9 protein-coding genes are annotated in these 26,701 nt (G+C 64.1%); 6 read left to right on the forward strand and 3 right to left on the reverse strand.

The window, feature by feature from the left end:
- Positions 1–365: 365 nt before the first annotated feature.
- Positions 366–1,577 (forward strand): selenium metabolism membrane protein YedE/FdhT, encoded by a 1,212-nt coding sequence (yedE, locus tag MOV80_RS14275; protein WP_019100737.1) that lies wholly within the window; start codon positions 366–368, stop codon positions 1,575–1,577.
- Positions 1,574–1,813 (forward strand): sulfurtransferase-like selenium metabolism protein YedF, encoded by a 240-nt coding sequence (gene yedF, locus MOV80_RS14280; protein ID WP_107732338.1) that lies wholly within the window; start codon positions 1,574–1,576, stop codon positions 1,811–1,813. Before yedE ends, yedF begins: the two co-directional genes overlap by 4 nt.
- A 126-nt stretch (positions 1,814–1,939) precedes the next feature.
- Here yedF and MOV80_RS14285 read toward each other — a convergent pair whose 3' ends face one another.
- From MOV80_RS14285 to MOV80_RS14295, 3 genes are all read right to left on the reverse strand, one after another.
- Positions 1,940–2,926 (reverse strand): patatin-like phospholipase family protein, encoded by a 987-nt coding sequence (locus MOV80_RS14285; protein WP_249605237.1) that lies wholly within the window; start codon positions 2,924–2,926, stop codon positions 1,940–1,942.
- Between the two features lie 70 nt (positions 2,927–2,996).
- The gene (gene pbpC, locus MOV80_RS14290) at positions 2,997–5,186 is read right to left on the reverse strand and encodes a penicillin-binding protein 1C (RefSeq protein ID WP_107732336.1); all 2,190 of its coding nucleotides are present in this window, start codon (positions 5,184–5,186) and stop codon (positions 2,997–2,999) included.
- Positions 5,176–10,854: an MG2 domain-containing protein gene (locus MOV80_RS14295; protein WP_249605238.1), complete on the reverse strand. Its 5,679-nt coding sequence runs from the start codon at positions 10,852–10,854 to the stop codon at positions 5,176–5,178. The genes pbpC and MOV80_RS14295 overlap by 11 nt, the downstream gene beginning before the upstream one ends.
- On the opposite strand from MOV80_RS14295, the gene MOV80_RS14300 reads away from it, so the two are divergent.
- The 4 genes from MOV80_RS14300 (at position 10,853) to MOV80_RS14315 (ending at position 26,572) form a co-directional block, all read left to right on the forward strand.
- Positions 10,853–11,035, forward strand: a complete 183-nt coding sequence (locus tag MOV80_RS14300) for a hypothetical protein (RefSeq protein WP_107732334.1) — start codon at positions 10,853–10,855, stop codon at positions 11,033–11,035. The genes MOV80_RS14295 and MOV80_RS14300 overlap by 2 nt on opposite strands.
- 183 nt (positions 11,036–11,218) lie before the next feature.
- Positions 11,219–12,913, forward strand: coding sequence for a ShlB/FhaC/HecB family hemolysin secretion/activation protein (locus MOV80_RS14305; protein WP_219909607.1), 1,695 nt, complete (start codon positions 11,219–11,221; stop codon positions 12,911–12,913).
- 67 nt (positions 12,914–12,980) lie between these two features.
- Positions 12,981–26,033 (forward strand): hemagglutinin repeat-containing protein, encoded by a 13,053-nt coding sequence (locus MOV80_RS14310; protein ID WP_275975353.1) that lies wholly within the window; start codon positions 12,981–12,983, stop codon positions 26,031–26,033.
- Positions 26,033–26,572, forward strand: coding sequence for a hypothetical protein (locus MOV80_RS14315; protein WP_083860596.1), 540 nt, complete (start codon positions 26,033–26,035; stop codon positions 26,570–26,572). Before MOV80_RS14310 ends, MOV80_RS14315 begins: the two co-directional genes overlap by 1 nt.
- Positions 26,573–26,701: the final 129 nt, after the last annotated feature.

The following is a 26,701-nucleotide window of genomic DNA, read 5'->3' on the forward strand; positions in this document are numbered from 1 at the left end:
TTCAGGGCTCTATCTGGCGAAGGTTTGCGTGCAAGCGTTCAGGCGCCGTAGCGGCGGCATCGTGGCTTGCGCGATAGCTGTTGATAGTTATTGTTAAAAAGCGAGCTTATTCTATGTGTTTTTACTGCTCCGCACAAAGGCTTTGATGCCAAAGGGATTTCGTTTTAATCAGTACCAGCCGGCGCGCTTGAAGCGCGGCTGCCATGCCGAGTCAGATCAAGCGGGCCTGGCTTTGGGTTTGCCTGCGGATGGCGGCGGGTGAGACAATCCTGCTCTGACATGGTTCACGCACTGTTTTACAATGCCAACCGTATATTTCTGATCCTGCCCGCGGGCGGGTTTTTTTATTGGGAGACGTCTGAGCCATGACTTGGCAGGATTTCAAGATGCAATACTTGGTGCGCTTTTGGGCGCCGGTGCCGGCGGTGATCGCCGCCGGGGTATTGTCCGCTTATTATTTCGGCATTACCGGTACCTTCTGGGCGGTGACCGGGGAGTTCACGCGCTGGGGCGGCCACGCTTTGCAGCTGTTTGGCTTTCATCCGGAAACCTGGGGTTATTTCAAGGTGATCCATCTTGAAGGCACACCGCTGGACCGCGTGGACGGCATGATGATCATCGGCATGTTCGCCGGCTGTCTGTCCGCTGCCTTGTGGGCCAACAACGTCAAGCTGCGCATGCCGCATCATCGCGTCCGCATCGCGCAGGCGGTGTTGGGCGGCCTGATCGCCGGCTTTGGCGCGCGCTTGGCCATGGGTTGCAATCTGGCGGCCTTCTTCACCGGCATTCCGCAGTTTTCCCTGCATGCCTGGCTGTTTGCGCTGGCCACGGCGGCCGGTTCCTGGTTTGGCGCGCGCGTGACCATGCTGCCGGTGTTCCGCATTCCGGTGAAGCTGCAGAAGGTGAACGCGCCGCAGCCCTTGCAGCAGCGAGAGGATCAGGCGCGGCGGCGCTTCCGCCTGGGCATGCTGATTTTCGCCGCCTTCACGCTGTGGGCGCTGGCCCGGACCTTCTCCATGCCCAAGCTGGGGCTGGCGGCCTTGTTCGGCCTGGCTTTCGGCCTGATCATCGAGCGCGCCCAGGTGTGCTTCACCTCGGCCTTCCGCGATCTGTGGCTAACCGGCCGCACTCAGATGGCCAAGGCCATCATTGCCGGCATGGCGGTGAGCGTGATCGGCGTATACAGCTATGTGCAGCTGGGCGTGCCGCCCAAGATCCTGTGGGCCGGCCCCAACGCGGTGATAGGCGGGGTGTTGTTCGGCTTCGGCATTGTGCTGGCCGGCGGCTGCGAAACCGGCTGGATGTATCGCGCGGTAGAGGGCCAGGTGCATTACTGGTGGGTGGGGCTGGGCAATATCGTCGGCGCCACCTTGCTGGCGGCGTGGTGGGACGATATCGCGCCGGCGGTGGCGACTGATTACGCCAAGGTGAACCTGCTGGCGGTGTTTGGCCCGCAAGGCGGCCTGGTGTTGACTTATGGAATGTTGGCGCTGGCCATGCTGGCGGTGATGTGGTGGGAAAAGCGCTTCTTCGCCGATAAGGCGCAGGCGGCTAGATTCAGCAAGGAGGCGGCATGAGCAAGCAGAGTTATACCCCGAATTACCGTTTGGACATGATGGGCGAGCCTTGCCCGTACCCGGCGGTGGCCACGCTGGAGGCGATGCCGCAGCTGCAGCCGGGCGAAATCCTGGAGGTGGTGGCCGATTGCCCGCAGTCCATCAACAACATCCCGCTGGACGCCAAGAACCATGGCTACACCGTGCTGGAAATCCAGCAGGACGGCCCGACGATACGTTATCTGATCCAGCGTTGAGCCTGTTTAAATAGTGCCTGTGGAGGCGTAAGCAGACGGCCTGTCGTTCAATCACTTAAATCAAGTGCTTGGCGGCAGGCCGTTATTGCAATGTCGTCCCCGCGACCAAGGGCGCGGGGATATGTTTTATTGTTCGCAGCGGGAGAGGAAGGCGCGGGTGGCGATCGCGCCGGCTTGGTAGAGTTGTTGGTAGACCGGGTCGTTTGGCTGAATGTTGAAGTCGGTGGCTTTCACCTGCCCTGTGTCTATATTGATGCTGCGGCCTTGGTCCTGCCGAGACTGGTCGTAGTTTTGAGTTTGCACGGCCATGACGCAGTGCGAAATGTCCGCGATGTGCTCAATCAGATTACGGTCTGATTTCTGGCACGATTGATGGGTGAAGCGGGCCCCAAAAACGGTTTCCGACGAGTATTTGTCGTCGAAGAAGTTGATTGGGTAGTTCCACATGGTCCCGCCGTCTACAAACACGCCGGCCTCTTGGCCTGGATAAGTGAAGTTCTGCGCTTCGAAGAAGAAGGGGATGGACATGGAGATGCGCACAGCTTCCGCCACTTCTACGTCCGGTGTTAGTTCCGCGGAGAAAACCATGCTTTTTTGAGCGGGCGCGTAGCAACCGGTGACGAACAATTCGCGGAAGGGACGTTCGTTCTTGTGCAGCGCTGGGTTGGCGAAGTCGGCGAAAGTGTATTTCTTATCCTGCCGCCCGTCCTTGAACTGGCTGGCGGCGATGTCTTTCAGCCAATGATAGAAATAGTCGCTGGAGTACCAGCCCTTCTTGTTAAACAAGCGCAGCAGACACACAAAATCTTCCAAATTGGCTTTGGGCGCAAAGGGTTTGAAGGCGTTAAAGGCCGCATCCAAATTCGACGGTAACGCGCTGGCCACTTTTTGCGGAATCTTGCGATAGTCCAGGGAATCGGCCAAGTCCTTGGTTTGAGCGGCGCTGAGTCCAAAGCTGATCAGCATGGAAGAGATGGCGCCGGCGGAGGAGCCGATCACGCGCTGGATTTGAGGCAGCGCGCCGGCTTGCTCCAATTCCGCCAGCATGCCCAGGTAGGCGATGCCCCAGACGCCGCCGCCGGACAGAGCCAGGTTTTTGAATGAATACTTCATGTGTTGCTCCTTGTCGTTGAGGTAGAAACGATACGCCATTTATGTTTATGGCATGGAGCGATGCTTGCGGCTATTTTTTAGCGGGGGAACTAACTTTACCGGCCTTTCGGCCTGGAATGGCTGCCGCGCCGCGCACTTCAAAGCGGATTTTCTCCACCACCAGGCCCTTGGCGTCACGCAGTTCCAGCGCGTGGCGGCCGGGCCAGGGGAACCAGGGCAGGCTGGCGCCGGCGCCCAGGCGCTTGCCGTTGAGCCACCATTGCGGGCGGGCCACGCCGCGCGCGCGCAGCAGCAGGCGCTGGTTGGCCGGAGGGATGTCCGGATCCAGTGCGTAGACGCTGCCGTCCACCGGCGCGGCGATGCCCGGCGTTTGGCTGGCGGCGCCGCCGCGCTCCGGCACGATCAGCGCGCGCTCGGTGCCGGCCAGAAACCATTCACGCCGGCTGGCCTCGACATCGCCCTCGTAGCGCACGTTCTGCCTCACCACGCCGGGCGGCGGAGTCGGCGGCAGGGAGGCCGGCGCGCCCTGTTGGGCACGGTCCAGCACCGCCTGCCACACCGGCGCCGCGCCGTGCATGCCGGACACGTCCCACATCGGCTCGCCGGCGGCGTTGCCCACCCACACCGCCACGGTGCGCTGGCGGGAAAAGCCCACCGCCCAGTTGTCGCGCATGTCCTTGCTGGTGCCGGTCTTGACCGCGCTCCAGTAGCGGGTGGACAGCGCGCTTTCCAGGCCGAAGGTGCGCGCACGGGCGGTGCGGTCGGACAGGATGTCGGCGATGATGAAGCTGCTGGCGGCGTTCAGCAGACGCTGCGGTTTGGGTTTGGGGTCCGCCAGCGTCCAGCGGGTCGGGCTGGCCAGGCCCTGGTTGGCCAGGGTGCGGTAGGCGTTGGCCAGTTCCAGCAGGCGGATGTCGGCGGCGCCCAGCGCCAGGCTGTAGCCGTAGTAGTCGCCGTCCTGTTGCAGGCTGCTCAGGCCCAGCCGGTACAGGCGGTCGCGCAGTGCGTTGGGGCCCACCATTTCGATGGCGCGCACCGCCGGCACATTGAGGGAGGAGGCCAGCGCGGTGCGAGCCGACACCAGGCCCTTGAAGTCCTTGGCGTAGTTTTGCGGCGCGTACAGCCCTGAGCCGGTTTGCAGGTCCAGCGGGCTGTCGTTGAGCAGGGAGGCAGCGCTCAGGTAACGGCGCTCCAGCGCCAGCTGGTAGAGGAAGGGTTTGAGCGTGGAGCCGGCCTGGCGCAGCGAGGTGACGCCGTCCACTTCCGCGGCGTTGGACAGGCCGCGGCCGCTGGAGCCAACCCAGGCCAGGATGTCGCCGCTGGCGTTGTCCAGCACCACCAGCGCGCCGTCCTGAACATTGCGTTGCGCCAGCGCGGCCAGGTGGCGGCGCAGCACCGACGCCGCGTAGCGTTGCAGGCCCAGGTCCAGTGTGGAACCGATGCGGCTGCCGGCCGCCAGCGGCTGGCGCTGCAGCAGTTTCTGCGCGAAATGGGGCGCGTCCTGCTCCGCCAGCGGATTGGCGGCGCGGCTTTGCGCCAGTGCCTGGCGCGTGCGCACCGCCAGCGCCGCGCAGTTGGGCTGGCGGCGCATGTCCTGCAGGATGCGGCAGGCGCGGGCGGCCACCTTGTCCGGCGCGGCGTTGGGCGCGCGGATCAGCGCCACCGCGATGGCGGATTCTTCCAGATTGAGGCCGGCCGGCAGTTTGCCGAACAAGGTGGCGGACAGCGCGGACAGGCCCACCAGTTCGCCGCGGAAGCCCACCAGATTCAGGTAAGCCTCCAGGATCTGCGCCTTGCTCCAATGCGTTTCCAGCCAGGCGGCGGACCAGCCCTGGCCCATTTTCTGCCACAGGCTGCGGCCGTTGCGGCCTATCTTGAGGTCGTTGTCCAGCAGGCCGGCCAGCTGCATGGTCAGCGTGGACGCGCCGCGGGTGCGGGTGTTCCACAGATTGCCCCAGGCCGCCGCGGCCACGCCGGACCAGTCCACGCCGCTGTGCTGGTAGAAGCGCCGGTCTTCCGACACCACCAGCGCGTGGCGGAAGGCCGGCGAAGTGTCGGCCAGACTCACCCAGTCCAGCCGCCGGCCTTGTTTGTCCACTCGCAGCCGCTGCATGGGCTGGCCGTTGCGGTCCAGCACCACCACGTCAGACGGCCGCCATTCCGCCTTGACCTGCTGAAAACTGGGTTGGGCCAGCGCCGGCGCGGCCGCGCCGCAAAAAGCCAGCGCCGCCAGCCACTTCCATCCCGCTCTATTTGCCATCGACTACCTTGAATACCGGGTTGGGCAATATGCCGAACACGTCCGGCGCGTACAGCGCTTCCACCCGCGTCGGCGGCAGTTTGAAGGCGCCGGGGTTGTTGAGCCGCATGGTGTAGCTGGTTTTCAGGCCGCCGCGCGGCACGTAGCCGTAGTAGGCGCGGTAGCCGGAGAAGCGGCGCTCCACGTAGTCGGCGGGGTCGCCGTCGTTGTCCGCCTTGGCGTTGATTGCCGAATCCCGGCCCAGGCCGGAGCCCAGGATGGTGGCGCCGGCCGGGATCGGGTCGTTGACCACCACCCAGGTCATATCGCTTTGCGCCTGGATCTCCAGCGTGACCTTGACCACGTCGCCGGGCTGGTACTGGCCGCTGGTTTTCTGGCTGACCGGACTCAGCGTTTTCTTGATGCTGTAGCCGGCGTAGCGCGGGGCCTTGAGCGCGATGGCGGCCTCGGCCTGGACTGTGGCCCACGGCGCGCCGCTGCCGGCGTGCTTGAGCTGCAGGCTGCCGCCGTTTGTGGCCCAGGGCAGCAGGCCCAGCTGTTTGACGCCTTCCTGCGGCCAGGCCAGGTTCAGCTTGGCGCCGCCCAGCGCGGCGCTGGTCTGGCCGCTGACCGGCGTGGTTTCGAACTGGCGCGAGAATTGCGCAACGGCCAGGCTGCCCCACAGATTGGAGGTGGTGGTGCCCCAATGGCCTTTTTGCTGACGCCCCAGCAGGCCGGTGAGCAGGCGCGGCATGTCCGCCTGCCAGCCGGGCAGCTTGCGCACCGTCAGCAGCAGCTTGGCGGCGTTGACGTCGGCGCTGCCCATCAGCCACCAGGCGTTGTCGCTGGCCTCGGTGCTGAAGCCCATGCGCGTGCCCTGATAGGTGAGACGCGCGCGCAGCAGGTTCTCGGCCTCGCTCAGCCGCGCGGCGCGCTGTGGAACGTCGGCGGCGCGGTTCAGCAGAGCCAGCCAGTCCACCAGCATGGCGGTGCTCATTTTCTGCGGATTGAGGTCCAGCACGTCCAGCATGGCCGGACGGAAGCGGCCGTAGCGCGCCAGCGCTTCCATCGCGCTCAGGCGGCGGGCGTCTGCGTCCTGGCGGCCCAGCGGCAGATCGCGCTTGAGCCGGCCTTCGACGAAGGCGGTCAGGCCGTCCAGCAGCCGCGCGCGCTGGGCTTCGGGGATGGCGACGCCGGCTTCGTGGGCGGCGGCCAGCAGATAGCTGCTGAGGATGTCGCTGCCGCGGTCCGGCGCGCCTTCGGCCAGCGGGAAGTAGCCGGCGAGGCCGCTGCCGTCCAGATACAGCGGCAGCTCGCTCATCAGTTGATCCCAGCGCTTGGCGTCGGCCAGGCCCAGGGCCACCGAGCTGCGCTGTTCCAGGCAGACATAGGGGTAGTCCTGGAACCAGCGGCGCACCCCGGGCAGTTCATTGCCCAGCTTGGCCTGCAGGCTGACGCGGATGCCGCCGCGGCCGGGCAGGGCGCCCGGCGGCAAGGCGACGGGGATGCTCAGTTCCGGCGCCACGCGTTGCAGCGTGGCCTGCTCCACGGTGACGGGCACAGCCGGCTCGATTTCCTGGCGCACCGCCAGCTTGTCGGCGGCCTGGCCGTCCACTTGCTGGGCGCTGAAGCTCCATTTCAATTCCTTGACGTCGTTGGGCACCGTCACCGGCCAGCTCAACAACCGCGCCTCGCCCACCGGCAGGCTGATCTCCTGCGCGGGCAAGGCCGGCAAGCCGGGCGCGCCGGCCTGGACCTTGACCTTGAGCGGCTTGTCGCCGCCGTTGCGCACGGTGACGCCGGCGCTGAACTGGTCGCCTTCGCGCGCCAGCGGCGGGATGCCGGAACTCAGTTGCAAATCCTGGGTGACGTTGAAGCCGGCTTCGCCGGTGCCGAACAAATCATTGCCGACGTCGGCCACCGCCACCAGGCGGAAGCGGGTCAGCGAGTCGTTGATCGGCACTTTGACGCGGGCGCTGCCGTTGGCGTCCAGCGCTACGCGCGGCTGCCACAGCAGCAGGGTGTCCAGCAGCTCGCGGGTGGGCGCCTTGCCGCCGCCGCCGCCCGGCGGCAGCGATTTGCGGCCGTAATGGCGCTTGCCCACCACTTCCAGCTGGGCGGTGGCGGTTTCCACGCCGTAGCTGTGGCGCTGGTACATCGCCTGCATCAGTTCCCAACTGCGGTTGGGCTGCAGTTCCAGCAGCGCTTCGTCCACCGCGGCGAAGGCCACTTCGGTGCCGGCCGGCGCCGGCTTGCCGCCGGGCAGCTTGACCTGGACGGCCACTTCGGCGGTTTCGCGGATGCCGTAGCTCTTGCGCGCCGGGCTCACGGTCACGTCCAGCCGCTTGGCGGCGTCGCCCACCTGGATTTCGGCGATGCCGTATTTGAAGGCCGGCCGCGACAGGTCCACCATGCTGGTGGGCGGGGTGTAATCGCCGCCTTCGTTCCAGTAGGCGTCCCACCATTCGCTCGGGGTTTTCCAGCCCCAGGTGAAGAAGGAGTACCACGGCACTTCGCGCACGCGGCCGCGCACCGCCAGCACCGAGACGTAGACGTTGGGTGTCCAGCCCGGCTCGATCTTGAGTTCGATCACCGGGTTCTTGCCTTCCAGCTCCACCACCCGGGTTTCGATCACGCCTTCGCGTTCAATCGCCAGCCAGGCGGTGGCCTTGCGGAAGGGCATGCGCACCTGGAAGCGGGCGGTTTCGCCGGGCGCGTAGCTGATTTTTTCCGGCAGGATGTCGATGCGGTCGTTGTTGTCCACGTCGAACCACAATTCGTCGTGCTTGCTGACCCAGACGGATTGCGCGCTTTGCGCCAAGTTGCCGTTGTCGTCGGCGGCTTCGGCGATCAGTTCCATGTCGCCGGCGTCCTTGAGATTGATTTCGCAGAACATCAGGCCGCGGCCGTCGGTGCTGCCGCTGCACACCTTGCCCTTGTCGTCGGTCTCTTCGTTGTGGTCCCAGGCGTAGAAACCGCCCACCAGCCGCTTGCGGCTGGACAGGTAGCGGTGTTCGCGCAGGCTGATTTTGACGTTCTTGCCGGCCAGCGGCTTGCCGGCGGTGTCCAGCACCACGGCCTTGAGCTGCAGCGCGCGGCCGGCGGTGATCCAGTTGTCCACGCTGATGCCCACTTGCAGGCCGGCCGGCCACAGGGGAATGCGGCGGGTCAGGGTTTGCACTTCGCCGTTGGGGTCGCGGTAGGCGGCCTCGGTGACCAGGTCATAACGGCGGTCCAGCTTGGGCAATTTGTCCAGCGTGGTCTTGCCGTTGCCGTTGGCGTCCAGTTGCAGCGCGGCCTTGTCCAGCAGTACTTTGCCGTCCAGCGAGGATTCGGCCTGGTCGCGCTGGCGCTGCGGCGGCGAGAAGCTGTAAGACTCATAGCCCTTGATGCGCTGGTAGGCGTCGGCCAGCATGGCGCTGACTTCCACCGGCCAGCCCTTGGCCGGGCCGCCGTTGCCCCAGGACAGGGATACGTTGAGCGGCAACTGCTTGGGCGCGATGCCGGCGTTCTTCACCGTGGACAGGCGGCCAGTCATGGTGGGCAGGCGGAATTCCTCCACCCGGAAACTACCGCTGTGCAAGGAGTAGCCGTCCAGTTCCGGGCTGGAGGGTTTGTCCTTGTCGTCCGGGCCGCGCGAGCCTTTGCGTTCCAGATACAGCGTGTATTCGCCCAGCTTGGCTTCCTTGGGCAGTGCGTAGCTGCTTTCCGCGTAGCGGCCGTTGCGCCAGCTTAGCGGCAGGCTGATTTCGTCGCCGCTGCCGTCGTGGACGATGCGCAGTTGCTGCGGCAGCTGGCCGGGCTTGAGCTGGGCCAAGCCGCGGCTGACCTGAGTGCGCAGCAGATGCTTCATCGATACGGTTTCACCGGCGCGGAACAGCGCGCGATCCAGGATGGTGTGGGCCAGGATGTTGGGGCTGTCGCTCCACTGGGTGGGGAAGGGGAAGCGCCAGGATTCGATGCCGCGGTTCCAGCTGGAACGGACGAAGGACACGTCGTCGTTGCCGTTGGCGTCCTTGGCGGCGGCGGTGATGAACAGACCGGACAGCTCCCCGTTGTCGCAGCTGCCGGCCGGTAGCACGGACTTGACCGCGGCCACGCCCTTGGCGTCGGTTTTGCCGGACCACAGCGCGTTGCCCTTGCAATCGTAGATGTTGACGCGGGCGGCCGGCACCGGCTTGCCCTTGTCCAGCGTGGTCACCCACACCGCGGCATTTTCCTTGGAGCTCTTGAAGTGCACCGCCATATTGGTGACCAGCGCGGCGGTGCGCACATACATGGGCTTGGTACTGGCCAGCAGCGATTTGCCCAGCAGCCGCGAGGATACTTCCACCACGTAGAGGCCGGGCTTGGGCAGGGGGATGCCCACCACTTCAAACGGCCATTTCCCCTGTTTGTCCGGCTGGCTGGGCAGCTTCAGCGGCTGAGCGGCCTTTTCCTTGGCCAGCAGGGACAGGCGCCGGCTTTCTATGGTCTTGTCCTTGCCTGCGGGCAGATAGCTTTCGTGATAGCGCAGCACCTTGGCCAGCCAGGCCATCATGTCCTGATCCTTGTTCAGCCGCAGCGCCTGGCCGCCCAATTGCACCGATTTGATATTGAGGTCGCCCTCCACTCCGCGCAGGGTGATGGGCAGCGCCGCGTCCGCGCCGGATTCGATGATGCCGAACGGCGCGGCGGCGAATTTGGCCAAGGGCGGGTAATCGGCCAGCTTGATGGCCAGCGGGAAGCGCTCGGCGTTGACCAGCGGCCGGCCCACCTCGTCGCCAAAGTCCTTGGGCAGCTTCAGCGTCAGCGTTTCCAGCGGCGGGAACGGCGGCGCGAAGCTGACGCTGTCCACCGGCTCGCCCTTGCCGCGCGCCTCGGCCTGCGGCGCGCGCTCGGCGCCGGCGCCGCTCAGGCGCACCGCCATCGCCAGTTTTTCCGGTACCGGCGAACTGAAATTGAGGGAGATGGGCTTGAACGGGATGCACGCGCCTTTTGCGTTCTCGCGCAGGCAGCTCATATTGGCGGTGAACGGCGGCCGCACCTGGTAATTGAGCCGGTCCGGCGCGGCCGCGCCGCGCTGGTGCACCAGGGTGAGTTTGCTGTCCGGCGCCAGCCGTTGGCCGCAGCGCAAGGTCAGCACCTTGGCGGATTGCTGCTCCAGCTTCAGATGCTTGAGCAGCGCCGCGCGCTCGCCGGCCGGCAAGGGCTGGACCGGGATGCGTTCCGGCAAGCTGGAGGATTGGCAATACAGGGACGAGGCCGGCACGCCGGCGCCGTTGAATTGCAGCACGAAGGCCTGGTCTTCCTCGATGCGGCCGTTGCGCGGCCAGCGCTCCACCACCACCGGCGCGCCGGTGTAGAAGCGGAAACTCAAGCCAGTGTCCACGGCCTTGCCCTGTAGATCCTTGAGGCCGGGCTTGGCCGTGAAGCGGCAGTCGGTGTTGGCAGCCGGGGTTTCCGACACGTCCAGCACCCAGGTCTTGTCGTCCACCCAGTGGCCCTTGGCCTTCAAGCCGCAACTCCAGGCGAACGGAGCCGGCGCGGCGCTATTGCCCAGCGGAATCATGCTGCTGTTGAAGGTGGCGCGCACCTGCTGCACTTCTTTGACTTCGCCCTGGGGGCTGAAAGTGGTGACGCCGGCGGCAAGGCCGGCGGCGCAGGCGAAACCCAAAAGCGCGGGCGCAAGGCGGAATGGCAAAGACATGGACGAGGCTCCGGAAAATACCATCGCAATTATACGCGGCTGGAGCGGCGGCAAGAGGCGAGATGTAAAAAAGACCGGCGGCGGCTTGCCCTGGTTCCGGGGTTTCTCGGCCCTCAGCGGAATTTTAGATTTTCATGATGGATGCGTTGCGGACAAGCGGGCGGGAAAGAAGGAAGGATGAGGGGGTGGAATGATGCTGACCATTTATTCCTAATAAAAACAAAATGTTCCAAACGCTTTGGTGTGAAGATTCACACCCGTGGGTTACGTAGTTATACGGATGGGGAGAGGCGTCGTTTGTCATAGAATCGCCCGTTTTTAAGAAAAATCGCATTCGTAAGTGTCTCACTTTAAATTAAAGCCGGTGGCCTCCCTGTTAAAACGGCCAGCCGGGGCCATTATCGCGTCGCTAAGCGCGTTTTGCCTGGCCGCGCCGGCCTGGTCCAAGCTGCCGGCGGAGTTGCCGTCTCCCAATCAGCAACTGATTCTGCAACAAGAGCGCGAGCGGGCCTTGCAAGAGCAGGCGCAGCCGGCGGTGCCCGACGTGCGTCTGCCGCGCCAGGCCGATGCGCTGGCGGACTATCCGGCCAGCGAAGCGCCGTGCTTCGCCATCCATGAACTGCGCTTGGCCGGAGAACTGGCCGAGCGCTTCCGCTGGGCGCTGGCCGCCGCCGACGCCCCCGGCCGTTGCCTGGGCGCACAAGGGGTCAACCTGGCGATGAAGCGGGTGCAGAACGCCCTGATCGCACAGGGCTACGTCACCACCCGGGTGCTGGTCAAACCGCAGGATCTAAAACCGGGCGTGCTGACCCTGACGCTGGTTCCCGGCCGCATCCACGCCATCCGCTTCGCCGATCCGATGTCATGGCGCGCGCGCTGGTCCAACGCCTTGCCGGCGCGTCCGGGCGACGTGCTCAACCTGCGCGACATCGAACAGGCGCTGGAAAACTTCAAACGGGTGCCGACGGCGGACGCCGACATCCAGATCGAACCGGCCGGCGCCGACGGTGAAAGCGATTTGGTGATTGCCTGGAAAGAGGCCTTGCCCATCCGGCTGTCCTTGAGCCTGGACGATGGCGGCAGCGACGCCACCGGCCGTTATCAGGGCAGCGCCACGCTGTCGCTGGACAATCTGCTCACCGTCAATGATCTGTTCTATTACAGCCAGGGCAAGGACTTGTTCCAGCACGACCCCTTGGGTTCGAAAAGCCGTTCGCTGCATTACTCGCTGCCCTTGGGGTACTGGCAGCTGGGCCTGACCCTCAATGATTACCGCTACCACCAGACCATAGCCGGCGCCAACGAGAAATACCTGTATCGCGGCGACAGCGAGAATAGCCAGCTGAGCCTGTCGCGGGTGGTGTACCGCAGCCAGGCGCACAAGACCACGCTCAGCCTGCGCGCCTACCAGCGCAAATCGCGCAACTTTGTCGAAGACACGGAAATCCGCCTGCAGCATCGGCAAACCGCTGGTTGGGAGCTGGGGCTGAACCAGCGTTCTTATCTGGGCGACGCCACGCTGGACGCCGGTCTCAACTGGCGGCGCGGCACCGGCATGCTGGGCGCCTTGCCTGCGCCGGAAGAAGAAACCGGCAACGGAAGCTCTCGGTCCAGCATCGTGACCGCGGACCTGAGCTACAACCAGCCGCTGCAAATCGGTACGCAAAAGCTGCGGCTCAACAGCCAGTGGCGCGGCCAGTGGAGCAAGGGCGCGCTGGTGCCGCAGGACCGCTTCGCCATTGGCGGCCGTTACACCGTGCGCGGCTTCGACGGCGATCTGAGCCTGTCCAGCGAACGCGGCTGGCTGTGGCGCAACGAGTTGTCCTGGGCGATGGGCCCCAGCGGTCAGGAATTGTATCTGGGGCTGGATCTGGGCCGCGTCAGCGGCGCCGCAAGCAGCCAGTTGATAGGCCGGCAGCTGGCCGGCGGCGCGGTCGGCATGCGCGGCAGCCTGTTCAAGCGCCTGTCCTACGACATGTTCACCGGCTGGCCGATCCAGAAACCCGCCGGCTTCCATACCGGCGCGGCGTCGGGCTTCAGCCTGAACCTGCAATTTTGATCTTTGAATTTGGGGCCGGCGGCAACGTTCTGCGTGCACGGCCCCGTCCTTGTCGAGAGTTTTGGCCATGAACCGTCTTTGTTACCGTCTAATTTTCAACCGCGCGCGGGGCCTGATCATGGCCGTCGCCGAAATCGTCAAGCCGATGAGCGCGGGCGGCGGCCGCTCCGCCGAGCCGGCGGCGGCAAACCGGCGCTTGGGCGTGACCCTGCGCGGCATCGTCTGGGCCAGCTGGTGCGCGCTGGCCGGAGCGTCCGCGCTGGCCGGCGGCATCGCGGCGGACCCGAACGCGCCAACGGCCCAGCGCCCCAGCGTGATCAATACCGCCAACGGCCTGCCGCAGGTGAATATCCAGGCGCCTAGCGCCGCCGGGGTGTCCCGCAATCAGTACAGCCAGTTCGACGTCGACAAGGGCGGCGCCATTCTCAACAACAGCGGCACCAGCGTGCAGACCCAACTGGGCGGGTGGATTCAGGGCAACCCCAACCTCAATCCGGCCGCGCCGGCGCGGGTGATCCTCAACGAGGTCAACAGCGCCAATCCCAGCCAGCTGCGCGGCTTCCTGGAAGTGGCCGGCGGCCGCGCCCAGGTCATCGTGGCCAACCCTTCCGGCATTCTCTGCGACGGCTGCGGCACCATCAACGCCGGGCGCATGACCCTGACCACCGGCCGTCCGGAACTGAACCCGGACGGCAGCCTGGCCGGCTACCGGGTGGAAAGTGGCACCATCCGCATTGAAGGCGCCGGCATGCAGGCCGGCAGCACCGAGTACGCAGACCTGATGGCGCGCGCGGTGGAAGTGCAGGCCGGCATCTGGGCGCCGCAGCTTAGCGTCAGCGCCGGGCGCAACCGCATCAGCGCAGACCATCAAAACGTCCAGGCCTTGGCGGCGGACGGCGCCGGCCGGCCCGGCTTCGCCATCGACGTGGCGCAACTGGGCGGCATGTACGCCGGCAAGATCCGCCTGTTGGCCACCGAAGCCGGCGTAGGCGTGCGCAGCAGCGGGCAGCTGAGCGGCGACGAGCAGCTGCGGCTGGACAGCGCCGGCCAGCTGAACCTGAGCGGCCGCCAGAACGGCGGCGACATCCAGTACCACGCCGCCGGCGACATCGAACACGGCGGCGCCAGCTACAGCCGCGGCAAGTTGGCCTTGGACGGCGACGCCGCCTTGCGCCAGAGCGGCACCATGGCGGCGGCCGGCGATGTAAGGGTCAAGGCGCGCAGCATCGCTGCCAGCGGCGACTTCGCCGCCGGCAGCGACGACAAGGGGCAAGTGGGCGCGGCAGGCGCGCTGAGCCTGAAGGCCGGCGACAGCCTGCAGCTGAGCGGCCACGCGCTGGCCGGTTCCAGCCTGGAACTGGACGCGGCGACGATCAAGGCCGCCGACGCCAAACTGCGCGCCAAGGACAGCGCCACCTTGAAAGCGGCGGACGGGTTGGGGCTCAGCCGCGCCAGCTTGAACACCGGCCGGCTGATCGTCCAGGCCGGCGGGCAGATCGACAGCGACTCGGCCAGGCTGCAAGCGGGCCAATGGCAGGCTAGCGCCGCCGCGCTCAACAACCTGGGCGGCGTTTGGGAACAGATAGGCCAGGGCAGCGGCGACTTCCGCATCGGCCAACTGCTGGACAACCGCGGCGGCCGCATCGAGGCCGACAGCCTGGCGCTGAGTCTTGGCCAGATGGACAACGGCGGCGGTAAACTGCTGGCCCTGGGCGAAGCGGAGCAGAGTTGGAGCGTGCGGCAGAGCCTGAGCAATCAGGGCGGTCTGATTGGCGGCAACGGCGATCTGAGCCTGAGCGCCGGCAGTTTGGACAACGCCAGCGGCATCGTGCAGAGTGCGCGCCGCCTTAGCTTGCGCATTGACGCCACCGCGGGCAACCGCGGGGGCAAAATGCTAGCCGCGGACGACTTGAAACTGGATGCGGGCAGCCTGGACAACCGTGACGGCGGCCGCGTCGATGGCGGAAAAAGTCTAGCACTGAACACCGCCGGCTTGCTGGACAACCAGGCTGGTCAGTTGGCGGGCGGCGCCGATGTCGCAGTCAGCGTGGGTGGGCTGAGCAACGCCAAGGGCTCGATAGAAAGCCAGGGGGCGCTGAGGCTTAGCGCCCAGGGCTTGTTGGACAACAGCCAGGGCAAGCTGCTGAGCGTGCGCGCGCAGACGCTGAAGGCCGGCACTTTCACTAATGACGGCGGAAGCATCGGCAGCCGCGCTGGCTTGAGCCTGCAAGCCGGCGCAGCAAGCAATCGCCACGGTGAAATCGTCAGCCTTGGCGACGGTGAGTTTCAGCTGGCCAGCTTGGACAATACCGGAGGCAAGCTGATCAGCGATGGCAAGCTGGGCTTGCAGTCGCAGAGCGACATTCTGAATCAGCAAGGCTTGTTCAGCACGTTGAAGCAACTGGAGCTGCATAGCCGCGACGGCAAGATAGACAACGCGGGCGGCAAGCTGCAGGCCGGCGACACGCTGAGTCTCGGCGCGAGACAATTGGACAATTCGCAGGGAGGCGTCATTGACGGAGGCGGCCAGTCGACGCTGGACAGTCTAGGCCATTTGAACAATGACGGCGGCCGCATCCACGGAGGCGCGGCGCTGGAACTGCAAGCCGGCGGCCTGAGCAATGCCGGCGGCGCGCTGGAAAGCAAGAGCACGCTTGTGGTCAAGGTGGATGGAGCGCTGGACAACCAGGGCGGCAAACTGTTGAGCGAACAGGCGCAGAGCTTGCAGGTCGGCAGCCTCAACAACGACAAGGGCAAGATAGGCAGCCGCGCCGATTTGAAGCTGGAAACCGGTGCAGCAAGCAACCGTAGCGGCGAAATTCTCAGCCTGGGCGGTGCCGAACTCAAGCTGGCCGGCCTGGACAACGCCGGCGGCAAGGTGCACAGCGACGGAAGGCTGGCGTTGCTGACGCAGGACGATATCTTGAACCGCAAGGGCCAGTTCAGTTCGTTGAAGCAACTGGAACTGCATAGCCGGACCGGCAAGATAGACAGCCAGGGCGGAAAATTGTTGTCCGGCGGCGGCCTGAGCGCCAGTGCGAAGCTGCTGGACAATAGCCAGGGAGGGGGCATCGACGCCACCGGCAAACTGACTCTGAACAGCGTCGGCCGGCTGGACAATGCCGGCGGTCGGATAGGCGGCGGCGCCGACATTACGTTGCAAGCAGGTGAACTCGATAACATTGGCGGCGTGGTGGATGGAGAGGCCGCCGTCAGCGTCAGCGTAGATCAAGCCCTAAACAACGGCCAAGGCAAGCTGCGTAGCAAGCAGGCGCTGAACATGCAGGCCGGAAGCGTCAACAACGACGGTGGCCAGATGGTTAGCCGCCAGACCTTGAGCTTGCAGACCGGCGCGGCCAGCAACCGCGGCGGTGAAGTCCTCAGCCTGGGCGATGGCGAGTTCCAACTGGCCAGTCTGGACAACGCCGGCGGCAAGCTGCTCAGCGACGGCAGGCTGCAGGTACGGACACAGGGCGACATCCGGAATCACCAAGGGTTGCTCGGCACGCTGAAGCAGTTGGAACTGCATAGCCGCGACGGCAAGATAGACAATGCCGGCGGCAAGCTGCAAGCCGGCGACACACTGGAGGTTAACGCTCAACAGCTGGACAACAGCCAGGGCGGCCTCATCGACGGCGACGGCAAGCTGACGCTGAACAACGCCGGCCTACTGAGCAATGAAGGCGGCCGCATCCATGGCGGCGCGGCGGTGGAACTGCAGGTCGGCGGCTTGAACAATGCCGGTGGCACGCTGGAAAGCACCGGAGCATTGGCGCTCAAAGTGGAAGGCGCGCTGGACAATCAGGGCGGCAAACTGCTGAGCGAGCAGGCGCAGAGCCTGCAGGCCGCCAGCCTGAACAACGACGGCGGCAGCGTAGGCAGCCGCGCCGGCCTGAAGCTGGACAGCGGCGCCTCCAGCAACCGAGGAGGTGAAATCCTCAGCTTGGGCGATGCCGAACTCAAGCTGGCCAGCCTGGACAATGCCGGCGGCAAGGTGCATAGCGACGGCAAACTGAACGTGCGGACGCAAGGCGACATTCTGAACAACAAGGGCCAATTAAGCGCGCTGAAACAACTAGAACTGAGCAGCCAGGCCGGTAAGCTGGGCAACCAGGGCGGCAAATTACTGTCCGGCGGAGCGCTGAACGCCGGCGCGCAGCGGCTGGACAATAGCCAGGGTGGAGTCATTGATGGCGGAGGCACGTTAACCTTGAACAGCGCCGGCCGGCTAGACAATGCCGGCGGTCACATTGGCAGCGGCTCGGACATCGCGTTGCAAGCGGGCGAGCTGGACAATACCGGCGGCATGATGGAGGGAGAGGCCGCTGTCAGCGCGAATATCGGCCAAGCCTTGAGCAATGGGCAAGGCAAGCTGCGCAGCAAGCAGGCGTTGAATCTGAAGACTGGCAGCGTCCATAACGACGGCGGCGAGATCGCCAGTCTTGAAACGCTGGACTTGCAGACAGGCGCTGTCAGCAATCAGGGCGGCACTATCGCCAGTCTGGGGCGTGGCGGGCTTCAACTGGATGGTTTGCAGAACGCCGGGGGCAAGATACTGAGTGGCGATTCACTGCAGTTGCAAGTTCGGCGCGATGTCCTCAATGCGCGCGGACTGATCGGCGCAGACCGGCAACTGACGCTGAACAGCAGCGACGGCAAGGTAGACAATGTCGGCGGCAAGATGCAGGCCGGCGAGGCGCTGAAATTGGGTGCGCAGCAACTGGACAACGGCCAGGGCGGCATCATCAATGGCGACGGCACGCTGACGCTGAACAGCGCCGGCCAACTAAGCAATGACGGCGGCCGCATCCATGGCGGCGCGGCGGTGGCCGTGCAGGCCGCCAGCCTGAGCAATGCCGGCGGCAAACTGGAAGGCGTGGGCGTGCTGGAACTGGGCGTGGACGGGGCCTTGGACAATCATGGCGGCAGACTGCTGAGCGAGCAGGCGTTGAACGTGCGGGCCGGCAACCTGAACAATGACGGCGGCAGCATAGGCAGCAGAGCCGGCCTGAAGCTGGACAGCGGAGCAGCCAGCAACCGAGGAGGTGAAATCCTCAGCTTGGGCGATGCCGAACTCAAGCTGGCCGGCCTGGACAATGCCGGCGGCAAGGTGCACAGCGACGGCAAGCTGGAAGTGCGGGCGCAAGGCGATATTCTGAACCGCAAGGGCCAGCTCAGCGCGCTTAAGCAGCTGGACCTGAGCAGCCTGGGCGGCAAGATCGACAATCAGGGCGGCAAGCTCTTGTCCGGCGGCGCGTTGAACGCCGGCGCGCAGCAGTTGGACAATAGCCTGGGCGGCATCATCGACGGACGCGGCGCGCTGGAGCTGTCCGCTGCGGATAGTCTGGATAATCGGAGCGGCAAGATTAGCGCCGGCGCGGGCCTTGCGGCGCAAGCCTCCAATATCGACAACGCCGCCGGCGCGATGGAAAGCGAGGCAGCCCTGGCTCTTGGAGTCAGCGGCCGGCTCAATAACGCCAAGGGCTCTTTGCTGAGCAATCAGCGGCAAAGCCTGAAAGCGGGCAGCCTTAACAATGATGGCGGCGACATCGTCAGCCGCGCCGCGTTCAAACTGAAAACCGGCGCCGCCAGCAACCAGGGTGGCCGCATCACCAGCTTGGGCGACGGAGAGGTTCGGTTGGATCAACTGGACAATGTCGGCGGCAAGCTGCAGAGCGGCGGCGCGCTGATGGTGCAGAGCCAAGGAGAGATCAACAACAAACTGGGCCGTATCAGTGCCCAGGGTGCGATGAGGCTGGTCGGCAGCGCGCTGCGCAATCAACAGGGCACGCTAGCCGGGGGAGAGGGCATTGAGGTACGCGCCGGCCAGTTGGACAACCAGAACGGCGCGGTGGCCAGTCAACGCGGCTTGAGCCTGACGCTGGATGCGCTGGACAACCGCGATGGCAAGATGCAATCCCTGGGCGAGCTGACGTTGAGCAGCTCCGGCCTGCTGAATAATCAGGGCGGCAAATTGGTGGCGGACCAAGGGCTACAGTTGCGCGCCGGCGAACTGGACAACCAGCGCGGCCTGATCGCTAGCGGCCAGGCCGTGAGCGTGGACGGCGGCGTGCTGCGCAATCAGCAAGGCAAGCTGATCAGCAGCGGCGATGCGCGCTATCAATTGACGCAGCTGCTCAATCAGGACGGCGAACTGCAGAGCGGCGGCGCCGCGCGGCTGGAGCTGAGCGGCGGGCTGGACAATAGCCGGGGCAAGGTCATCGCCGATCAGGGAATGCGGCTGCAGGCCGCCGCGGTCAACAACGCCGGCGGCATGCTCAGCAGCCGCGGCGCCTTGGCGCTGACCGCCGGCGAGCTTGGCAATCGCTATGGCAGCCTGTTGAGTCTGGGCGACATCAGCCTGGGCCTGAGCGGCTTCGACAACCAATACGGCCAGGTACAGACCACGGGCGCGCTGGAGGCGCAGCTGAGCGGCCAGATCGACAATCGCCAGGGCAAACTGATCGCCGATCGCGACCAGCGGCTGCGCGCCAGCCAGCTGAACAACCAGGGCGGCGCGGTCAGCAGCGGTCAGGCGCTGAGTCTGAACGCGGAGCAGCTAAGCAACCAGGGCGGCAAAATGGTGGGGCAGGCCAGCCTCAGCCTAGACCTGCGCCAGGACTATGTCTTCCGCGAAGGCGACACCCTGGCCAGCCAAGGATCGCTGAGCTTCCGCACCAGCGGCAGCCTGCGCAATGAGGGCAAATGGGCCAGCGCCGGCAACGTCAGCCTGCAAGCGGCCAGCTTCAGCAACGCCGCCGGCGCCAAACTGGCCGCCAGCGGCCGCCTGGACATCAACAGCGCCGGCCAGGCGCTTAACCAAGGCCGGCTGGACGCCGAGCAACTGAACTTGACTGCGGCCTCGCTGGACAACACCGGCATGATCAGTGGTCGCGACGTCACAGCGAGCGGCGGCGTCATCGACAATCACGGCGGCCAGGCGGTGCTGGCCGCCACCCGCAGCCTGGGCCTCAACGCCGGCACCCGCCTGAGCAACCGCGACAGCGCCTACATCTACAGCGGCGGCGCCTTGAGCCTGAGCAGCGGAGATTTGATCGAAAACATCTCCACCACCATCGAGGCCGAAGGAGACGTCAGCATCAGCGCCGGCCGGTTCAACAACCAGCGCACCCACGTCAACATCCAGCGCGCGGCGGAATCCAGCACCTATCGCTGGAATAAGTACAACTTCTATTGGCGCACTTGGGGCGCTTACGGAACCGGTGATCTGAGCGCCACCACCCAGAATCTGCCGTTCAACGACGCGGCGGCGGCCAATGGCAAGTACGGCACCATCCTGCAAGTGGATGCCGCCAATAAGCAGGCGCTGGTGCGCTTCCTCGGCGACAAGCAGCTATGGGTGAACTACAACGCGATCAAGCAAAATGCCAACGGCAGCTACGACATGACCTTCTATGAAGGGCGAGCCTGCCAGGGAATCGGTGAAGCCTGCCCCTATCAGCAAGTGGTGTATCGGGAGTTTGACAATGGCGGTCGTCGGATAGAACAGTGGAATCCCAATCTGCACGTCAATCCGTTCGAACTGAACAATATCGAGGACTTGTACAACTTCCGCGAGCGCTCGGCCAACGGCACCCGCACCGTGGACAAGCTGATTTCCGCCGGTACGGCGGCCGCGCTCAGCGCTGGCGGCCAGATGCGAATTTCCATCAGCGGGCAGTTGTTGAACGATGCCAGCCACATCGCTGCCAACGGCAGCTTGGTTATCAACGGACAGGATAATGGAGGCGGCGACGCGCGCGTAGTCAACCGCGCTTACTCCATCAATGAGCGCCGGCAGGAAACCGGCGTGGACCACTATGATCGCCACGTCGGCCACCATTGGTATCGCTCTTACACCTTGGACAAGACTACGGCGTTGGAAACCCTGGACGCCACCATCGCCGGCCACCAGGGCGTCAGCGTACGTGCGCCCAGTATAGAAAACATTACAGTCAATCCTGCCCAGGTCAGCGTGGCCGAAGCGGCCAAGGCCGCCGCGCAAGCGGAACAGGCTGTCTGGGACGGCGCGCAGACCGCCGCCAGCGCTGGCCAGGCCCGAGGCGGCCAAGGCCCGGAAGCCGGCCGTCTGGGCCAGGCGCAATCCGGCGCGGAAGCCTTGCCCTTGAGTTTGGGAGCGGGCGAGCGCATTGCCCCCAACACCGGACACAACGCGGTGGCTGCGGTGCAAGCCGGCACGGCGGCTCAGCAAATCAAGCTGGAGCAAACTCCATCCACTGGCGGGCTTTCGCTTGAAGGGGCCAGGCTGGAGCAAGCCCAGGCCGGAGGCGTCCCCGCCGCCGCGCAAGTGGCCACGGTTCAGCCGCGCGCGCAAACGCATCCGCTCAAGGGCAGCGCCGCTCAGCCCGGCCTGTTGGACCGCCTGCCCAACAACCAGCTGTTCCAGCAAAACCCCAGCCCCACGGCGCCTTACCTGATAGAGACCGACAGCCGCTTCACCGAGTACAACAACTTCGTTAGCAGCGATTACATGCTGAAGCAGTTGAACTACGACCCGGCCGGCGCGCACAAGCGCCTGGGCGACGGTTATTACGAGCAGAAGCTGGTGCGTGACCAGGTCCTTGCGCTGACCGGCCGGCCGTCTTTGCGCGGAGAGGACGCCACCGAGCAATTCAAGGCGCTGATGAACCAGGGCGTCAACGTGGCCAAGGACTTCCGCCTCACCACCGGCGTGGCGCTGACCCCGGCGCAGATCGCCGCCTTGCAGCAGGACATCGTCTGGATGGTCAACGAAACCGTCAACACCGCCAACGGCCCGCAAACGGTGTTGGTGCCCACCGTCTATTTGGCGCACAACACCGTGAGCCTCACCGGCGACGGCGCAGTGATCGCCGGCAAGGACCTCAGCCTGTCCGCCGCCAGCCTGAGCAATAGCGGCAAGCTGCAGGCGGACCAAAGTCTGGTGGCCAAGGCCGACGTCATCCGCAACACCGGCGGCCTAATCCAGGCCGACACCGTTAAGTTGTTGGCGGACAGTCTGATGCTGGACACCGATCTGCAAAACGGCGGCCGGCAGGCCGCCGTCAGCGGGCGCGACATCAGCCTGATCGGCAAGGACATTACCCTGCAGGGCGCCAAGGTCACGGCTACGGAGCTGGCCAGCTTGTCCGCCAGCAACACTCTGAGCATCAGCACCGCCCGCAGCAGCCGCGACGGCAGTCTGGACCTGCTTGCCGGGCGCATGGGCAACCGCGACAGCAGCCTTGGCGGCGAGGTGGGTGGCAGTGGTGTCGCGCATTACAGCGGCCATTGGGAGCAGGCTCTGGGCTCCAGCCTCCAATCCGACGGCAAGATCAAGCTCAGCGCAGGAAAGGATCTCAGCGTGATCGGCTCCAGCGCCCAGGCTCGCGACCAGTTGCTGGCCAGCGCCGGCGGCCAACTGACGGTGAGGGCGGACAAGACCACCAACAGCGGCCAGCTCAGCGCCAATAGCGCCAGCTCCAGCGTCAACGCCAGCCATAACGCAGACACACTGCATGCCAGCCAGTTGGGCGGCGGCGCTGGTGTCACGGTTGTGGCGGGGCAAGACCTGAGCATCCAGGGCAGCGCCATCGACAGCAAACAGGGACAGGTGCTGCTGTCCGGCGAAAAGGTGGACATTCTTGAAGTGATGCGCCACGCCCAGGATGACGACAGAGAAAGCAAGAAACGCAGCAGTCAGCACATCCAAAGCAGCAGCGACCTGGCGATGGGCAGCCAGATCAGTGGTCAGCAAGGCGTCACCGTCCAGGCGCGCGGCAGCGACCTGACCGTACGCGCCAGCACCATAGATAGCGAACAAGGCGCGCTGAAACTGAGCGCGCGCCGCGATATCGATATCGGTGTCGCGACCGAGCGTGAAACAGAATTGCTTCAGAGCAGCGGTACCCGCAAAGGCGTCCTCAGCAGCACGCAAAAGCAGACTCGCGCCGAAACGGACAGCGCCACCGCCAAGGGCAGCAGCTTGTCCGGCGACAGCATTGTGCTGCAAGCGGGGCGTGATCTGAGCGTGGCCGGCAGCAGCGTTGCCGCCACACATGACGCCGACCTGAGCGCCGGCCGCGATGTCAGCATCACCAGCGCGGCAAACACCGAATACAGCCATAGGGATGAAAGCGTCAAAAAATCCGGCCTACTGAGTAGCGGCGGCATCGGTTTCACCATCGGCAGCCAGAAACAGCGCGACCAGGTGGGCGAAACCAGTGTCAGCCATGCCAGCAGCACTGTTGGCAGCGTACTGGGCAATGTCAATGTCGATGCCGGCCGCAATGCGCTGATCAAGGGCTCCGACCTGGTTGCCGGCGGCGACATCGACGTGCAAGCGCAGAACATTCGCGTGGAAGACGTGGCCAACCGCTATCAGCGCGACGAGAAGCACGAAGCCAGCAAGAGCGGCCTCACCGTGGCCTTGTCCGGCGTGGTGGGCGCCGCCGCCAACACCGCCGTGCAGCAGGCGCAGGACAGCAAAAAAGCCAGCGGCCGCCTGGCCGCGCTGCAAGGCGTTCAGGCCGGTCTGTCAGGCTACCAGGCTTATCAGGCCTACCAGCAGGAAGCGATGAAACCGGCGGCGGAACAAAGCTTTGTCGGCATCAGCTTGTCCGTGGGCAACCAGCAAAGCCAATCCCACAGCCAGCGCCAGCAGAGCCAGAGTCAGGGCAGCCAGCTCACCGCCGGCGGCAATCTCAGCCTGACCGCCACCGGCAGCGGCGCCAAGGATGCCCAGGGCCAGGCGCTGGACGGCGACATCAGCGTTACCGGCGGCCGTCTCAAGGCCGGCAAGGACCTGACGCTGGACGCCGCGCGGGATCTGCAGTTGCAAGCCGGCCGCAATGAAGACTCTCAGAGCGGCGGCAACAAGAGCAGTGGTTGGAACGCCGGTTTCAGCATCGGCGTTGGCCAGGGGGCCGGCATCTCCATCTTCGCCAACGCCAACAAGGGCAAGGGCAAGGAAGAGGGTCAGGGCAGCCGCTGGAACGAAACCGTGCTTAGCGCCGGCGACACTCTGAACCTGCAAAGCGGCCGCGACGCGAGCCTGACCGGCGCCAGCGCCAGCGGCAAGACCGTGGTGGCGGATATAGGCCGCAATCTGACGCTGCAGAGTCTGCAAGATCAGGACCGCTACCACAGCGAGCAGAGCAACGCTTCCGCCGGTGCCAGCTTCACCTTCGGCAGCATGAACGGCAGCGCCTCCGTCAGCATCAGCCGTCAAAAGGCCAATAGCGACTTTGTCAGCGTGCAGGAGCAAACCGGCCTCTACGCCGGCCAGGGCGGTTTCGACGTGAAGGTGGGCAGCCACACCCAGCTGGACGGCGCGGTGATCGCCAGCACCGCCAAGGCGGACAAAAACACGCTGGATACCGGCACGCTGGGCTTCAACAATCAGCACAACCAGGCGGACTTCAAGGTGGAAAGCCAAAGCTTCGGCTTCAGCAGCGGCGGCAGCATCACCGGCACGCTAAAAGGCACGCTGATGAGCCAGGGCGCCAGCAGCGTGCTGGGCGGAGGCAACAGCAGCGGCCACGCCGAATCCACCACCTACGCCGCGGTCAGCGAAGGGGCGATCAAGGTCCGCGACCAGGACAAACAGCAACAAGCTCTGAAAGAGCTGAGCCGCGACGCCGAACACGCCGCCAACGGCCTGAGCCCGATTTTCGACAAGGAGAAGGAGCTCAACCGCCTGCAGGAAGCGCAGCTGGTCGGCCAGATCGGCGCGCAAGCCACCCAGATTGTCGCCACTCAGATGATGATGAAGGCGAACGAGGAGTTGCGACGGAATCCCGCATATGCGGACAGCGAAGACTATAAGAAGCTGAACGCTAAATGGGGTGCCGACAGCGATTTCCAGCGTGCCGCCCAGGCCGCCACCGCCGCGTTGCAAGGCCTGGCCGGCGGGAATGTGCAAGCCGCCATCAGCGGCGCCGCCGCCCCTTACTTGGCTGGCGTAGTTAAAAACCTGACCGATGGCAACAAAGAAGCCAATGTGATGGCGCATGCCTTGCTGGGCGCGACGCTGGCGCAGATGAAGGGAGAAAGCGCGGCAGCGGGGGCTGCCGGCGGCGCAGCGGCTCCCGTCGTGGCCGAATTACTGTTAACTCAGCTATACCCTGGGAAAAAAGTCGAGGATCTCAACGAGTCCCAGAAACAGACCATTTCCGCGCTGACGACGATGGCGGGCAGCCTGGCGGGTTCGTTGGCTGGGGGTGATAGTGCCGGAGCGCTGGCAGGGGCACAGACGGCCAAGAATGAGGTGGAGAACAACTATCTGTCCCATAGCCAAGAGACGGCAAAGAAAAAAGAACTGGCTGCCTGCGAAGATAATATCGTTTGTCAGGCCAAGGTGTGGGGTAAATGGGAGGCGATGTCGTCAAGCCAGGATGCGGTCTATGCCAGCGGCTTTGTCGCCGGGATTCCCCTCAGCTTGTATGATACGGTGGCCGGTCTCGCTAAAACGGTCAGCAGTCCACTGGAAACGTATGAAGCTGTGCGCCAGTTACTGCAGCAGGATGGCATGTTTGCTTCGGTTGGCCAATCGGTTAAGCAAAGCTATCTTGAGCGCATTGACCGAATGGAGGCCGAATATCAGAAGGCAGGAGCAAGTGGTGCATTCAATGCGGGAAAGGAGGCCGGTAAATTATTTACGGACGTGGCCGGCTTGGTGGCCGGTGGTGCAGGCTTAGCCAAAACTGGCATGCAGCTGGCTGAAAAAGTCGCGGTGGTCGTGACGGAAAAGGCGGTGGCGAAAGCCGTTGGTAAAGCTGGGGCTGTTGCTGCGGATGTAGGGAAAACGGGTACTGTATTTGACTCAATTAAGGCAACTCAGCCCGCGATACCAGGAACATCCATCCCCAAATCTTTCGAATTAACAGTCAATGGGCAGACTATTTGGGTAAATCCAAATGCGACCAAACACATGGGAGAGTATTTGACACGCAATGGTTTGTCCCATAGTACAAGTGATGGAAGCCAGGCAATGTTAACTAGCCTTCAAAGTGCTGTTAAAAATGCATCTTCCCAAGGAATTAAGTTTAATGAGATGACCAAGGTTGGCCGTTGGGAATTGGTGTTTAGTAAACGACCAACTGATCCATATCCAGTACTAAAACATGCACTGTATAAATAATGAACTTGACTATTGATCGTGTAGTTGAATTTGCAGGGGGCGTAGAGCTTAGTATGGATGGCTACGTCCCGATAGATATTAAATTTGTTGATCCAAATGGCGCCCCCCCTCTTTATTGGAGAGCTGGGGATGGGCGCAAGAGCTTGCTTGAGGTGGCTGTTTTGCCAGGAAGTGGTTTATTGTCTGCCATTACATTGGTGATTGCAGATATTGAATCCACTCATGAAGTAAGTAATTGTCGTCCTGATTTGTCGTGCCAAGTATCCGGATTCCCAGTGATTTGTCTAGATCTATGGGTGGGCTCATCCGGTGGTGATTTTTCGCAGCGTTTTCTTGATAACTTTAATTGTGAGGTGCAAATATTTTTATCAGAGGGCGCCATTCTTCTTGATATAAATAAACTCGGTAATCAGGCTGTCAAATGGGTGCGATGTGGTGGGGGTGTATATTTGGGGCTAAATAATGAAAGGAATATTACTCATCTTTTTTTGGATGAGCTCACAGCGGAAGATATATCTAATTTTACTAGGTCTATATAGCTTGGGGCGAGGTAAGCCGATTTAATGTCGGCGAATTGGTTTTGGCTTGGTGAAAATGTTTGAAAATGGTCTTCGGTTTTCGCTTGTAAGGGCCTTTGGGGGCGTGGGGCTGTAAGCTTTACATAGATG

It is taken from the genome of Chromobacterium sp. IRSSSOUMB001, assembly GCF_023507765.1.
In the GTDB taxonomy this organism is placed as follows: Bacteria; Pseudomonadota; Gammaproteobacteria; order Burkholderiales; family Chromobacteriaceae; genus Chromobacterium; species Chromobacterium haemolyticum.

Bases quoted from the DNA above. Each gene is read 5' to 3' on its own strand.
- MOV80_RS14300 (WP_107732334.1), top strand. From the start codon at position 10,853: ATGGACGAGGCTCCGGAAAATACCATCGCAATTATACGCGGCTGGAGC.
- yedE (WP_019100737.1), top strand. From the start codon at position 366: ATGACTTGGCAGGATTTCAAGATGCAATACTTGGTGCGCTTTTGGGCG.
- yedF (WP_107732338.1), top strand. From the start codon at position 1,574: ATGAGCAAGCAGAGTTATACCCCGAATTACCGTTTGGACATGATGGGC.
- MOV80_RS14315 (WP_083860596.1), top strand. From the start codon at position 26,033: ATGAACTTGACTATTGATCGTGTAGTTGAATTTGCAGGGGGCGTAGAG.
- MOV80_RS14295 (WP_249605238.1), bottom strand. From the start codon at position 10,854: ATGTCTTTGCCATTCCGCCTTGCGCCCGCGCTTTTGGGTTTCGCCTGC.
- MOV80_RS14310 (WP_275975353.1), top strand. From the start codon at position 12,981: ATGAACCGTCTTTGTTACCGTCTAATTTTCAACCGCGCGCGGGGCCTG.
- pbpC (WP_107732336.1), bottom strand. From the start codon at position 5,186: ATGGCAAATAGAGCGGGATGGAAGTGGCTGGCGGCGCTGGCTTTTTGC.
- MOV80_RS14285 (WP_249605237.1), bottom strand. From the start codon at position 2,926: ATGAAGTATTCATTCAAAAACCTGGCTCTGTCCGGCGGCGGCGTCTGG.